General features: G+C 38.6%; 12 protein-coding genes. 8 read left to right on the forward strand and 4 right to left on the reverse strand.

Translation table 11 applies throughout. From position 1 onward, the window contains the following. Positions 1-43: 43 nt before the first annotated feature. The gene (locus F777_RS0114685; protein WP_235785964.1) at positions 44-1,147 is read left to right on the forward strand and encodes a quinone-dependent dihydroorotate dehydrogenase; all 1,104 of its coding nucleotides are present in this window, start codon (positions 44-46) and stop codon (positions 1,145-1,147) included. A gap of 8 nt (positions 1,148-1,155) precedes the next feature. Further along, positions 1,156-1,953 (forward strand): TerC family protein, encoded by a 798-nt coding sequence (locus F777_RS0114690; RefSeq protein WP_026752712.1) that lies wholly within the window; start codon positions 1,156-1,158, stop codon positions 1,951-1,953. Positions 1,954-2,029: 76 nt separating this feature from the next. Here F777_RS0114690 and F777_RS0114695 read toward each other — a convergent pair whose 3' ends face one another. Continuing rightward, complete coding sequence (locus tag F777_RS0114695) at positions 2,030-5,398, reverse strand: hypothetical protein (protein WP_037370329.1); 3,369 nt, start codon at positions 5,396-5,398, stop codon at positions 2,030-2,032. 59 nt (positions 5,399-5,457) lie between these two features. On the opposite strand from F777_RS0114695, the gene F777_RS0114700 reads away from it, so the two are divergent. Next, the gene (locus F777_RS0114700; protein ID WP_026752714.1) at positions 5,458-6,096 is read left to right on the forward strand and encodes an MBL fold metallo-hydrolase; all 639 of its coding nucleotides are present in this window, start codon (positions 5,458-5,460) and stop codon (positions 6,094-6,096) included. Positions 6,097-6,103: 7 nt separating this feature from the next. Here F777_RS0114700 and F777_RS0114705 read toward each other — a convergent pair whose 3' ends face one another. Beyond that, entirely contained in the window at positions 6,104-8,272 is a 2,169-nt protein-coding gene (locus F777_RS0114705) for a hypothetical protein (RefSeq protein ID WP_152530933.1), read from the reverse strand. Between the two features lie 105 nt (positions 8,273-8,377). Here F777_RS0114705 and F777_RS0114710 point away from each other — a divergent pair, with 105 nt between their 5' ends. The 5 genes from F777_RS0114710 to galE all read left to right on the forward strand — a co-directional run bounded on the left by F777_RS0114710 (position 8,378) and on the right by galE (position 13,046). Beyond that, on the forward strand, positions 8,378-9,058 hold the full coding sequence (locus F777_RS0114710; protein WP_026752716.1) for a response regulator: 681 nt from the start codon (positions 8,378-8,380) through the stop codon (positions 9,056-9,058). A gap of 34 nt (positions 9,059-9,092) precedes the next feature. Next, positions 9,093-10,136 (forward strand): sensor histidine kinase, encoded by a 1,044-nt coding sequence (locus F777_RS0114715; RefSeq protein WP_026752717.1) that lies wholly within the window; start codon positions 9,093-9,095, stop codon positions 10,134-10,136. Positions 10,137-10,236: 100 nt separating this feature from the next. After that, the gene (locus F777_RS0114720) at positions 10,237-10,884 is read left to right on the forward strand and encodes a DUF47 domain-containing protein (protein WP_026752718.1); all 648 of its coding nucleotides are present in this window, start codon (positions 10,237-10,239) and stop codon (positions 10,882-10,884) included. A gap of 18 nt (positions 10,885-10,902) precedes the next feature. Further along, complete coding sequence (locus F777_RS0114725) at positions 10,903-11,946, forward strand: inorganic phosphate transporter (RefSeq protein ID WP_037369573.1); 1,044 nt, start codon at positions 10,903-10,905, stop codon at positions 11,944-11,946. Positions 11,947-12,005: 59 nt separating this feature from the next. Then, positions 12,006-13,046 carry a UDP-glucose 4-epimerase GalE gene (galE, locus tag F777_RS0114730; protein ID WP_026752720.1) on the forward strand — a complete coding sequence of 347 codons (1,041 nt, stop codon included), beginning with the start codon at positions 12,006-12,008 and terminating at the stop codon, positions 13,044-13,046. On the opposite strand, the gene F777_RS0114735 is transcribed toward galE, so the two are convergent. Next, complete coding sequence (locus F777_RS0114735; protein ID WP_026752721.1) at positions 13,043-13,765, reverse strand: hypothetical protein; 723 nt, start codon at positions 13,763-13,765, stop codon at positions 13,043-13,045. The two genes, galE and F777_RS0114735, sit on opposite strands and share 4 nt — an antisense overlap. 7 nt (positions 13,766-13,772) lie before the next feature. Next, entirely contained in the window at positions 13,773-14,444 is a 672-nt protein-coding gene (locus F777_RS0114740; protein ID WP_026752722.1) for a hypothetical protein, read from the reverse strand. Between the last annotated feature and the right edge of the window lie 8 nt (positions 14,445-14,452).

Below are 14,452 nucleotides of genomic sequence, written 5' to 3' on the forward strand. Positions count from 1 at the left end.
AATTTATAGTATCAAATGTAAGAAAAAGGTTTAAAAGTTGTTTATGCAACTAAATTTTAAATGGGCCTTTGGGACTATTTTCGCAAAAACTTATCAATTGTATACCTTAATCAGAAATCTCTTATTCAAGGCACCGCCTGAAAAAGTCCACTATTTTTCGATGAATAGCCTTAAAATAGCCACTTCTCTCGGACTGGGCGATACCTTAATCAGAAATTCCTTCCAATACAAAGGAGAAGACCTGGGGAAAACCGTTATGGGGATTCATTTTAAAAATCCCGTAGGACTGGGTGCCGGATTCGATAAAAATGCAGCTTTTCTGCATGAACTGGAGGCATTGGGATTTGGTTTTGTGGAAATTGGAACAGTAACCCCAAAAGCTCAGGCAGGTAACGACCTTCCTCGTTTGTTTAGATTACCCGTAGATCAGGCTTTAATCAACAGGATGGGTTTTAACAATGAAGGGGTAGAAGCCATCAAAAAAAGACTAATCAATTGGAATAGCAGAGGAAAAAACAGCGACCTGATAGTGGGCGGTAATATTGGAAAAAATAAAGTGACTCCAAACGAAGAGGCCTGGAAAGATTATACCATCTGCTTTAATGAGTTGCACCATGAAGTAGATTATTTTGTGGTGAATGTAAGCTCTCCCAATACACCTGGCTTAAGAGAACTACAGGAAAAAGATGCACTTAGAAAAATATTCGGAGAACTCCAATCTATTAACGCAGGTAAAAATAAACAAAAACCCATTTTATTAAAGATAGCCCCGGATTTAACGCTGCCTCAACTGGATGATATAGTAGAATTATCCATGGAGATGAAATTGAGTGGCCTTGTTGCCACGAATACCACATTGGACAGATCAAATCTAAGCGCGGAGTCTGCTGCATTAAGCAATGAAATTGGCATGGGAGGTCTCAGCGGCAAACCGGTCAGGGAAAAATCTACAAAAATTGTGAGCTATATTGCTACACAAACCAACAGCACTATACCCATTATAGCCAGCGGTGGAATATTTACCGGAAAAGATGCTTTGGAAAAATTAAAAGCAGGGGCATCTTTGGTTCAGGTATGGACTGGATTTGTTTATGAAGGACCGTCCATTGTAAAAAACATATGCACTTACTTAGCTAAAAATAAATAACCACTTTTATGGAGCACTTATTCACTACGGAAAGCCTAATCAGCTTTTTAATTCTTACCATTCTTGAAGTGGTACTTGGCATAGACAATGTAATTTTTGTCAGCATTATTATGAACCGCATGCCTAAGGCCTTTCATAAGAAAGCCAGGCTGATCTGGATGGTAACAGGCATCATTACCAGAACAATTTTATTGTTTGGATTAAGCTGGCTACTATCTCAGAAGGGAAAGCCGGTATTTAGTGTAGCAGGTAAAGATTTTGATTTGGCAAGTCTGGTTATGCTGGCCGGAGGATTGTTCCTGATTTACAAAACGGTAAAAGAAATTCACCACAAGCTGGAAGGAGAAGAAGACGCACTGGCAGGCAGAAAATCAAAAGAATTAGACATTGCCAGTGGTATTTCACAAATCATCATGATAGATATGGTCTTCAGTTTCGATAGCATTATAACCGCAGGAGGAACAGCCAAGCATCTGGAAGTAATGATTGCAGCAGTAGTTATTGCCATGATTATTATGTTTTTATTCAGCCCCAATATTTCTGCTTTTATTCACAAGCATCCAACCCTTAAAATGCTGGCTTTATCGTTTCTGGTAATGATTGGTATGGTCTTATTGGTAGAAGGATGGAATGCAGAACAGGCACATGAACTCCACTTAAAGCATTATGTTTATTTCGCCATGGCCTTCTCATTCATTGTTGAGCTATTAAATATGAAAGCAAGAAGTAAAACAGCAAGGCCTGTGCAATTAAGAGAACCCACTTTAGAAAAAACCGTAGAAGGATATAACGATCAGGCAAAATAAAAGGCAAACAAAATGCACAAAAAGAAAAGCAGGTGAATAAACGTTCACCTGCTTTTTTTATTAATTAATACTATTCTTAGAAATCAAAACCCAGTGCAAAATAGTACACAGGCGCTCCTTTAAATATTCCTTTCATGGGCCAGCCAGCATCGAATTTCATAAAATACCCCAACAGGGTACTTCTCACGCCAAAACCATATCCACCCGCAAAAGGTCCAAGACCACCAGCATCAATTTTAACAACAACAGGCGTTTGGTTATTGGTAATAACTTCGCCCGGACGTTTAATTCCGTTGTATTTACCATTCCATGCAGTTCCTAAATCAAGAAACTGAACCAGTTGAAAGTTGCGCAGAAATGCATTATTGATGGGTCGGTCAAACAAGGTAGAAAACAAAGGAAGGCGGAATTCACTATTGATAACAAATGCATTATTACCGTTGGCAATATTCTGTCTGTACCCACGCATATTTACAGCAAGGGACTGGAAAGCATAGCTTTGGTCCGCAGCAGGCTGATTGCCATTGTTGAACTTGGGTCCTATCCATCCATCTACCCCACCCAGATAATAAATGAGTTTTTGATTCCCCCAAGAGAAATCAGCCGCCACTCTTCCCGCCCAGATAAAGTTGCGATAAATTTTGTGATAGTACCTGCCATCAAAGCCAAAATTCATGGTTGCTTTCCCGTTATTGAGCGCTGTTTTCTGGGTAGGCATATTTATATCCAGATATACTTTGTAACGCAAGCCATTCCAGATATTCTGTGTTGGATTGATGGTATTATCATGCACATATTCCAATCTGGATAAGATATATTTAGATACAGTGTCTTTAAAAGCCAGAGCAATTGGATTTGGCTGACCAGCCAAATTATCAAATGACTTAATTACTCCTCTGTCAGAACGTAACCCAATAGTAGCTCTAATGCTTTTTACTTCATTGATAGGATAAGTAATATTACCCTGATACAAATTAGTATAAAGCATGTTGTTAACCTGGATATTGTAGAAATTAGAGATATTGCTTCTGTAATAAGTAATTCCCCAATCTAATTTTCTGCGATTGTTCTGGAAGGAAAGTAACAGATCCTTATCGGAAAGGGAAGTTCCGAAACGCATCCCCGCAACAAATTTTACATCTTCCATCAAATCACTTACCCCCACTCTGAAAGTAAAGTTGAAATCATTTCCATTGTTCAGACGAATCGGGCCGGCACCACCTGCATAAGGTTGATAACGATTAATCAAAACATTGTTAGAGAAACCGCCCAGCAAATAATCTGAACTAAACTTTAAACGATAATCAAACAACTTAGACCTAGTTAGCGAAGACTGTCTTTGCTGAGGAGTGGCTGCTGCGTTTATTTTCACCGTAGTATCCGGTAATTCATCCGCAAATTCATTCTGAAACACCACTACTTTTTTAGCAGTATCATTAGCGGGTTTAGCATTACTGTATTGAATAGCCTTGCCTGTAGCCAGCTTTTTCTCATCTAAAATTTTCTTGACGTACTCCGTATTTCTTGCCGTAACATTTCTTCTGGCCAATGCCTGTTCATCTACTTTAAGCTTGTAAACAAATTTAAAATCCCCCTCCCGTCTTACTTCACTTACCTGGCCATTGTTTCCTGCAATTCTTGTTTCCAGTAGTGAACTCTGATAGTTGGTGATAGGGAAGGTATAAGTTGAGTCTTTGTATACCTGAAAATAACTTACGCTATCCGGCTCTTGCTTTTGCCAGGCCATCAATGTAGAATCAAATTCCTTTGGAGCAGGATTGCGCAAAATTTCTTCTCCTATATAATACAGTGTATCTAATCCATTTCGTTGAGTAGAAAAGAAACCAGCCCATCTGTTGGCAATACCATTTTCATCAGATACAAAAGTAAAGTGATTGGTATTGTATTGCATTGGATAACGAGCATTCCCCATTTTTACATTGGTTAACTGAGAAATCTGCTTTTCGTTACTGCTGTTGAGAATATCAACCATGTAAATATTGAAAGGATAGCGGCTGGGTAGCACAGTGTCTTTATTGGGTGCATTATTACCGGGCCTGTTCGATGCAAAAATAATCCCTACCCTATTCGGGAAAGATACAATGGTTGGATCCAGGTCGTCATAGACATCATTGGTAATTTGTGTTGCTTTCTGCTCTTCAATTTTATAGGTATATATATCTGCGTGTCCATTTTTTACTGCACTTAGAACCAGGGTATTGGCATCCAGCATAAAACTTGCATCCAGTATCTGATCAAACCCATCAATGGTTTGCTTAAAGCGTTTATATCGGGCAATCAAATCATATACAAACATGTTGATCTTTCCCTTCTCCCAGTATATTACAAGTAAGCGGGTACCTTTGCCGTCCCAGGCCATGATGGGATAATTAGGATTCACATCCTGACCATTGGTTAACACCCCGCTTTTCAATAATACTTTCTCATCATAGAAATTCTCCATCAGTTTAACGGTGTAAATTCCTTTTTTGAATTCCAGTACAGAATAGGTATTGCTTCGTGGATTGGGATTGGCCTGGAAGCGGAAATAATCTCTTTTGCCAATTTCCTCTGTAACGGTCAACTGACCTTTCAATTGATTTCTGCGCTGACGAATGTCCTTGATATAGCGATCTTGCTGAAACTGCATGAAATCGGTTAAAACCTCATTGAATTTTTTCTTACAAATTCTAAGACAGGCATTATTAATATTCTTGTACATTCTTGCGAGGTACAACAGATACGTTATATTTTCTTTGCGGTATTTTTCTCCAATATAATTCCAGAAAGCATGACCTGCGAGCACTGGCTTTTCAAAAGCAAACTGATAGAAAGAATTATACCTGCCACTCAAAATGGCACTTTTTAGTTCGTCGTCTTTTTCAGTACTCCAAGACTGACCTGCATACGCCACATAACCATCCACCATCCACTTGGGCAAATCCAGCAAAGCCTGATTGCTGGCAAATTCTCCAATATCATCTCCAAACAAAAGATTATCGGTGAGCACTTTAGCAATACCCTCTCTAATCTGGTTTTTAAGTTTATTGTGGTTACCATTATAATAAACAATGATTTTATTATTCACCAGTTTGGTAACACCTCCTGCATTTTGCCAGTCAGAGCCCAATCCGATATTGCTGCTTTTAAAATCATTGTAATTGTTGTAAACCACAATATTTGCCCTTCTCTGCAATGAATATTCAATGAAGTTTTCAATGGACTTTAATTCTTCTTCAGCCACCTGGCTAACAAATTTTCCAAGTTCAACACCCCCCTGTGTAATATAGGTATTGAAATTAGGCGACTGGTAAAATTTCCAGTTGAACTTCTGGTGCTGAATTCTGTTCTTGCCAAATTCAACGCTATTTACCTGCGCCTTTAGTTCTGTTGAACCAAGGATTCCAAGAAAAAAAATGAGTTTACTGATTCTATTCAATTGCATATCCGAACTTTGGTCTTTAAAATTAGTCATTTACCATTAAAAGCAGGTAAAATAGGTGTATGTTAAAGGTTAAGGTTTTTACATTTAGTCCTATTCAGGAAAATACGTATGTACTTTACAATGAAGATAAAAAAGCCATCATCATTGATCCGGGCTGCTATTTTCCTGCAGAACAGGAACAATTGCTCCAATTTATTCAGTCAAATGATCTGGAAGTGGTTAAATTGTTAAACACCCATTGTCATTTGGATCATGTTTTTGGAAACAAATGGGTTTATGACACTTTCAAAACGCCCTTGCATATTCATCCCGATGAAGAAGCCATGCTAAAAATGGCACCTCTTTCCGGAGACAAATGGGGGCTTCCTTTTGAAAACTACCAAGGACCCTTGCAATTCCTGCATCCAGGAGATACTGTTTTGCTGGGAAATGATGCCTTGAAAGTGATTTTTGCTCCAGGACACTCCCCCGCCAGTATCTGCTTTTACAGTGAATCACAGACGTTTTTAATTGGAGGCGATGTATTGTTCAGAGAAAGTATAGGAAGAACCGACTTGCCAGGAGGAAATCATGCATTGCTGCTGCAAAGCATAAGGAATAATTTGTTTGTTCTGCCAGATGAAGTTAAGGTTTTCCCAGGCCACGGATTAACCACCACCATCGGCTACGAAAAGAGAAATAACCCTTTTCTGCAATAAATCAGTATTAAAACTCCTGTTGCATGGACGACTGGAATGCGGTAATGAAAATGGCGCCCAGATTCTTGTGTGGCGGAACGTAGTCATCAAATTTTTCTCTGGCACTTCCACTAAATCGTACAGCCAGATTATTCCACAAGTTGGGCCATTTTAAATTTTTCCCCAATCGGATATCTTCACTAATGACATTGATTAATCCCTGATTAATTACTCCGGTTCCAATTTGCTTGGAAGAAATAATATGTGCTCCCGGAGCAATTTGCAGCACTTCATTCAAACGCTGGTATCCTCCGCAACTGCCCAGTAATACCAGTTTTGCAGAAGATGGCATTTTATGCACTGTCTGATTCAGATAATAACTATGCCCTCTGTGAATAACTACGCTGGGATGCAGTTGTTGCTCATTTAAATAGGCAATTAAACTATCCTGAGACTGTGTATCCAGGTCTTCTGTTTCATCCAGCGGCAAATTGGCGAAAATGGTGATGGGAACTCCTTTTCGGGAACTCACTTCCACCCACTGAGATTTTCTGGTAATTTTCCAATTAGGATTTCTGAACCTGTTTAAGAAGGCATTGAAAATAACCATCCCATCCTTGTCCCCGTAAAAAAATTGCTGCATAACCACCCTTCCGTTAGACTCATCCTTTAACATCTGATTCGGCAACTCATATACTGGCATAATCCCCAGCTTTGCAGACAAATCAATTTTATTATTCGGTTCCAGAGAGGAAAAAATGGTCTCCAGTAATTCATAAATCACTTTACCCCTCTTGCTATTGATTTCAGTGCAACGATTTAATTCGGCGCGAACTTGATTCAGCATTAATTTTTTCAGAGAAGGATTATAAATACTAGCATAAGAATCTGCCACGTCAACTGCATCTTCGAGTGAATTTGTTTTTTCTAACCCATTCACAAATCCCTTCATCAGCTTCTCCGCATCCTGCTTATCCATTTTGGCAAGAAAGTCGTCCAGTTTGTTATAGGCTGCTGCTATTTTTATGAACTTCTTGTAATAATCATAATTTACCCATTTCAAAATAGAGTCTGCCCTTGGCACTTTCATTCCTGAAAAGATTCTTGGATAAACCCCGTTTACATAACTAGATGTATATAATTCTTCTTCCCCGGTTACGGCCAGGTAATACAATTCCTGCGGACTTAAACGACTAATGATTTTAAAACGGATTGCCGGATTATTTTCATCGTGCAAGGCATTAATTTCATTGATATAAAGCTCAATACCTTTTGATTTTAACTTGGCAATTAACACTTTGGCAGCCATAGGGGTATCTCCTGCCTGCATTCTGCTGGCATAGTCTATGCGAGTCTTTACCAGCAAACTATAATATCCCGATGAAGTATCATTCCCCACAAAGCGGGTAATTGAATCCATTTTTAATTTACCTGTGTACAACTGATCTAAAAATGGAAAGTACATTCTTCCAGTACTGGTTAATGCCAGTTGCGCTACAATTTTTACAAAGGGATGATTCACCGATTGAATCTTTTTACCTAGTGGATTCGGGGCTGCAGCATAACTATATAATTCTTCCGGATTTCTGAAAGCAGCCTGTATAATTAAGCTTTCAGCGGAAGCGGTAGCAGGGCTTTTAACAAGAATGGGTAGTATTCTATCCGGATTTCTAATACATTGTTTAACTACAATACTGTCTTTTACCTCAATGATACCCACGTTCTTTACAAGTCCAATATTTTCGGCAAAAAGTCCTGCAGATTCCAGATCAAGAAACTGCATCAGAGGCGCGATTGACTCTCCTTTCAATTGCTTCTGCATAGCAGTCTGATAGGTTTCCAGTAGTTTTACAATAGAAGTAGGCGAGGGCCTGTTTACATTGCTATTGTTCAGGTAGCCGGTTAAAATTTCATTTACCCCTCTTAACCAGGTGTATTTTCCATTGTTGTCAATCAACTCGCTTTTTTCAATAAAACTTCTCAGCTGAAATATAATCTTATCTGCAGATCGCAGATCTTCCTCAGCTATAGGAACTATCCTGGCTGTATTGGCACGGATGGCTTCCCATGATCTAACAATGTATTCGTGATGCAATTGCCTCATGGCCGGAATGGTAGGCATTGAGTCGGAATGCTGTCCAAAACCACTATGAATACTGAACAAAAAGAAGCAAAAGAAGTAGAAATATTTATGCATATACACTGTAAAAATAGTCAATCAGTCAGTTAACAATTAGATAATAATACAAAATGCCATTTATGCCATGGAATGAAATTAACTTTGTGTAAACAGAATGTTAATATGGAAGTTAAGCCGAAACAGATTTTAATTGCGGACGACGAACCAGATATCCTAGAAATTATCCGCTATAATCTGGAAAAGGAAGGCTACGATGTGCATACGGCAAAGGACGGAAATGAAGCCATTGAGAAAGCCAAGCAGCTTTATCCCGACCTGATTATATTAGATATCATGATGCCCAGAAAAAATGGGGTTGAAGTTTGCTCCATATTAAGAACCCAACCCAGCTTTCAGGATACTTTAATTATTTTTTTAACGGCCATGAGCGACGAAAGCTCACAAATTAAAGGACTGGAAACCGGTGCAGACGATTATATCAGTAAACCCATCAGCCCTAAAGTGCTGGTTAGCAGAGTGAATGCATTGTTCAGAAGAGTGTCTACCAAAGAAGCAGGAAAAACCCTTCAGATTGGCAATATCAGTATAGATCCGGTTAAGTTTCTGGTAACCATCGATGGTAATGAAGTGGTACTGGCCAAGAAAGAATTCGAATTAATTTATCTGCTGGCTTCCAAGCCAGGCAGGGTTTTTTTAAGAAATGAAATCCTTACTCAGGTTTGGGGCAATGAAGTAATTGTTGGCGACAGAACCATCGATGTACATGTTAGAAAAGTAAGACAGAAACTGGGCATAGACTGTATTACCACAGTAAAAGGAGTGGGCTATAAATTTGAAATTTAACAAAGCTTAAGTTTCAATTCAGTAATTTGCTTACATGCTGAACACCAAAAATCTCTCTCCCAAGCAGTTATCCGCATTTACTGCTGCCATACTGGCTATACCTATTTCATTAGGCATCTGGATAATACAACCTGATATTACCATTGCAATTGTATCCTTGATGGTCACTTTTCTGGGAAGTTATTTTTTAATTGGCTTTGTGCTTGAGTCATTTATTTACCGGAAAATCAAACTGATTTATAAATTTATTTATCAAACCAAAGCAAGCAAAAGAGAGGAGACATATTATAAATACATACTTCCGCAAAAAGGTATTGATGAAGTACGCGAAGACGTAGAAAAATGGGCAGAACAAAGGAGTGCAGAGATAGAACTATTGAAACAGAATGAAGTTTTCCGCAAAGAGTTTCTACAAAATCTGGCCCATGAATTTAAGACCCCCATTTTTGCTATTCAGGGTTACATTGATACGCTTAGAGATGGGGCTATTGACAATAAAGAAGTTAGTTTGCGTTTTCTGGAAAACACTTCCAAGAACGTAACCAGAATGGTGAACCTGGTAAAAGACCTGGATGCTATTTCAAGACTGGAAACAGGGGAACAGCCTTTACACAAAGAATACTTTGTTATTCAGGAATTAATCAAAGAAATTTTTGAAACCCTATCTATTAAAATTGATGCCAGAAAAATCAATGCCAGTATTAAAAAAGGCTGCGAATTTCCTATTACCGTATTTGCGGATAAAGAAAAAATAAGACAGGTTATCAATAACCTGGTAGTAAATGCCATCAAGTACGGAAAAGAGAATGGCCAAATTATAGCCAGTGTGTATAAAACAGATGAGGAACATGTGCTGGTAGAATTAAGCGATGATGGAATTGGAATTGCTGAAGAGCACTTGCCCAGGGTTTTTGAGCGATTTTACAGAACCGACAGAGGCAGAAGCAGGGATGTGGGGGGAACCGGCCTGGGACTGGCCATTTGTAAACATATTATTGAGGCACACAATCAAACCATACATATTCGTTCTAAAATTGATGTGGGTACTACAGTAGGTTTCACACTCTGTATTAAGTAAATACAAATTATATTTTATTTGTATATTATCTAATTATTAACTTTTTGTAAACGAATGCCCCAACCTGCCCATTAAGGTACTTTTGCTGAAAATAAACACTATGGGCATAAACAATATCGGCCGTTTTTTCATGCCAAAAAACCAGTTATTCTACGAGTTATTTGAAGACGTGGCAGAAAAAGTTCACGAAATGGGTGGCAAACTAAAAGAAATGGTTAGCGAAGCAGACCAGGACAAAAGAAGAGCAATCCTTGCACAGATTGAAGACCTGGAACACAAGAACGACGATAATACCCACAAAGTGTTTACAGAATTGGGCCGAAATTTTATTACTCCTTTCGACAGGGAAGATATCCACTATCTGGCAACTGCCTTGGATGATATTGCTGACTACATATTTGCCTCAGCTAAGAAAATAAATTTCTACAGTGTAAACCCTAACGATACAGGCATACAGAAAATGGCCGACTTGATACTCCAGGGCACTATTGAAATTAAGAAAGCGGTAATGGGCTTGAGAGATATGAAGAATCTCAGAGAGATGACTGAAGCCATGGTAAAGGTAAACAGCATAGAAAACCAGGCAGATGACGTTTTTGATATGAGTATTGAAATGTTATTCCAGCAGGAAAACGATTTTAAGGAAGTAATCAAGAAAAGAGAAATCTATCAGGTTATGGAAATTGCAACGGACAAGTGCGAAGACGCAGCCAATGTAATTGAATCCATCATTATTAAATACGCCTAAGAGGCATTAAACATAGTTATGTTTACACTATTAGTGATCATTATTGTTTTGGCCTTTATTTTCGATTATATCAATGGATTTCATGACGCGGCCAATTCAATTGCAACCATCGTTTCCACCAAGGTATTAACGCCATTTCAGGCTGTACTATGGGCTGCGGTTTTTAACTTTGCAGCTTTCTTTATTTCCAAATACATTTTTAAAGAATTTGGCATTGGTAATACCGTTGCCAAATGGGTGAATGCTGAATTCATTACACTGGAAGTACTAATGGCGGGGATTATGGCCGCCATCACCTGGAACTTAATTACCTGGTGGTTTGGTATTCCTTCCAGTTCCTCGCACACACTAATGGGAGGCTTTATTGGAGCTGCTTTGGCGCATGCTGGTGGACTGAGTGGAGAAGCAGGAGATGTAATCAACTACGCTAAAGTAGTACCCACATTCCTGTTCATCTTCTTCGCACCATTAATTGGTATGTTCATTGCATTTGTAATTACCATTATTATTGTGCATTTATGCAAACGATCGAATCCCTATAAAGCAGAAAACTGGTTTAAAAAACTACAGTTGGTTTCTTCAGCTGCATTTAGTATCGGGCACGGAGGAAATGATGCCCAAAAAGTAATGGGAATTATTGGGGCTGCCATCATTTTCTACGAAAAGAATGCGCATGGCGTAATCATGGACTTCAACACCTTCGTTACAGCTTATCCATGGGTTCCTTTCACCAGTTTCTTGTGTATCGGTCTTGGTACCTTAAGCGGGGGCTGGAAAATTGTAAAAACCATGGGTACTAAAATCACGAAGGTAACGCCATTAGAGGGTGTTGCTGCAGAAACTGCGGGTGCTATTACCTTATTCATGACAGAACACTTTAAGATTCCTGTATCTACTACACATACCATTACCGGTGCTATTATTGGGGTTGGAGCAACCAAGAGATTAAGTGCTGTAAGATGGGGTGTAACTGTAAATCTTTTGTGGGCTTGGATTTTAACCATACCTATTTCCGCAATGATTGCCGGAATATTCTATGCTATTATTAAATTGATCGTGTAAAATAATCAGCCAAAGCAGCCAATTAGCGTATATTGCAGAAAACATTATACGCTTTTTTTATGGCAAAAATTTTAGTTACCGGAGGTACAGGTTATATAGGTTCCCATACCATTGTAGATTTAATTGAAAATGGTTTTGATGTAATCTCAATAGATAATTTTTCCAGATCTACCACCATTGCTTTAGCAGGCATAGAAAAAATCACTGGTAAAAAAATAAAAAATTATACCGTTGATTTAAAAAACTTCGATGAAACCCAAGCGGTATTCCAGGAGAATCCAGACATCAACGGTATTATTCATTTTGCTGCATATAAAGCCGTGGGCGAGTCTGTAGAAGAGCCACTGCGTTACTATGAAAACAATATGTTTGGGTTAATCAACTTGTTAAAGTGTGTACAGGAATTTTCCATACCCAACTTTGTATTTTCTTCTTCCTGCACTGTTTACGGAAATCCAGATGCCATACCGGTAACAGAAAACTCTCCAATTAAACCAGCAGAATCTCCTTATGGAGCAACCAAACAAATGGGAGAAGTAGTAATTAAAGACTTTACAAAAGCTGTACCCACCAAAACAATCTTATTAAGATATTTTAATCCGGTGGGAGCACATCCGACTTGTAATATTGGCGAACTGCCCGTAGGTAAGCCGCAGAATTTAGTACCCGCCATTACGCAAACCGCAATAGGCAAACTACCGAAGATGCGGGTGCATGGTAACGACTACCCTACCAAAGACGGATCCTGTGTTAGAGACTATATTCATGTTTCTGATATAGCCCATGCACATACTTTGGCCATACAATATTTAATGAATGGAAAAAACGAAACCAACTGCGATATATTCAACCTGGGAACAGGCGATGGAGTTAGCGTGTTGGAAGCCATACATACATTTGAAGAAGTAAGTGGGGTAAAATTAAATTACGAAATAGGACCCCGCAGGGCAGGTGATGTTATTGCCATTTATGCCAATAATGATGCTGCTGTTACTAAATTGGGCTGGAAAATAAAATACGGAATTAAAGAAATGATGGACACAGCCTGGAAATGGGAGTTGAAGATGACACAGGAAGCGGATCAGGCCGTAAATAATTAGTTATTATCATCTACTTCACTCTTGAGTGTTGCCAGGGAATTATAAAAGGAAACGATTTTAATTAAATCTGTTTCCTTTTTTATTTTCAGGTCCTCTCTTTCAATATATCCTTTTACTTCGTTAGCCCAGTCGGGGAACAAACGCATGAGATCATTTACTTTCTGAACCTTGTGCATCTGACCATCCGAATAAATGTAAAAGAAAAACATGGGATCCATTTTAAAAGTAACCCCTTGTCCGTATTCCATACGGTCAGACATAGTGAATCGAATGAACTTAAGTAATTGCGCTTTTCCTTCTGCTAATACCTGATAAAGGGTATTGGGATACTGATTATCAATTCTGGGAAAACCAGCCTGAAAAACAGCTGCTTTTTTACCCTCCTGTAAAAATTCAATTCTTTCAATTGGGGAAGTAACTACAATCAATCTTTGCTTATCATCTTCTGTAAAAACACGTCCATTATAAAGATTCAACTTAAAGTTTCCGCCCACCATATCTTCTCCTGAAAAAAGCCGGAGTCTGGCCGGAATAAAATCTTTACTAAACCAGGGACTTCCTTCAAAGGGAACACCATAATAATTTCCATCCCTGTAATAAGAGGGATCAAAATTGAACCGGAAATAATAAATATTGTAAGCTCCGGAAAGCTGAGCATTTACTTTAAATTGACCAGAGATTATCAGGATTACTAAAAGTCTAATCGATTTCAGAAACAAAGTGACCCTATTTATTCAATTGATTGTAATAATTAAAAAGTTTCTCCAAATCGGCCTGCTTTCTAAACTTGGTTCTTTCTTTTTTAATAAAGGCATTCACCTCAGCCGTTTTATCGGACATCAGAGCAAGCACCTGGTCTTCTTTGGTGATTTTTACCAGTTTGGTGCCCTGTGCAGCATAAAAATTAATCAGCTTATCGGTTGTAGTAACGGCTCCGGTACCATACACCTGTTTGGTTTCTGTTTGAAACTTAGTATCCATCAGCAAACGCAATTTGCCATCAGATAAAACCTGATAGAAGTTATTCTGATTCAGATCGTCAATTGGATCAAATCCCTTTTCAAACACTGTTGTGCTTCCATTGGGCATTTCAAATTCAACCTTGTAAATAGGACTCACTACTTCCATATCTGAACCATTAGGATCCTGGTAGAACAATCGGTTGAACTGTAATAAAAGTTTGTATTTAAACTCCCCAGAGAGCTTTCCTGCCTTTGTATATAGATTGGCTTTCAGGTATTCCGGATGAAACAGATAATTGGTATTTTCAATGGTAGCAGACTGTGTGCGTACATCAAGTCCGCTGGCATCTTTTAAAAAAATGGTTCCGCCCGGTTGCTGTGCATTAACCTTGACAAAAGATGTAACTATAAATAAACAAAACAGTATTTTTTTCATACTGTTAA

Source organism: Sediminibacterium sp. C3, assembly GCF_000508085.1.
GTDB lineage: Bacteria > Bacteroidota > Bacteroidia > Chitinophagales > Chitinophagaceae > Sediminibacterium.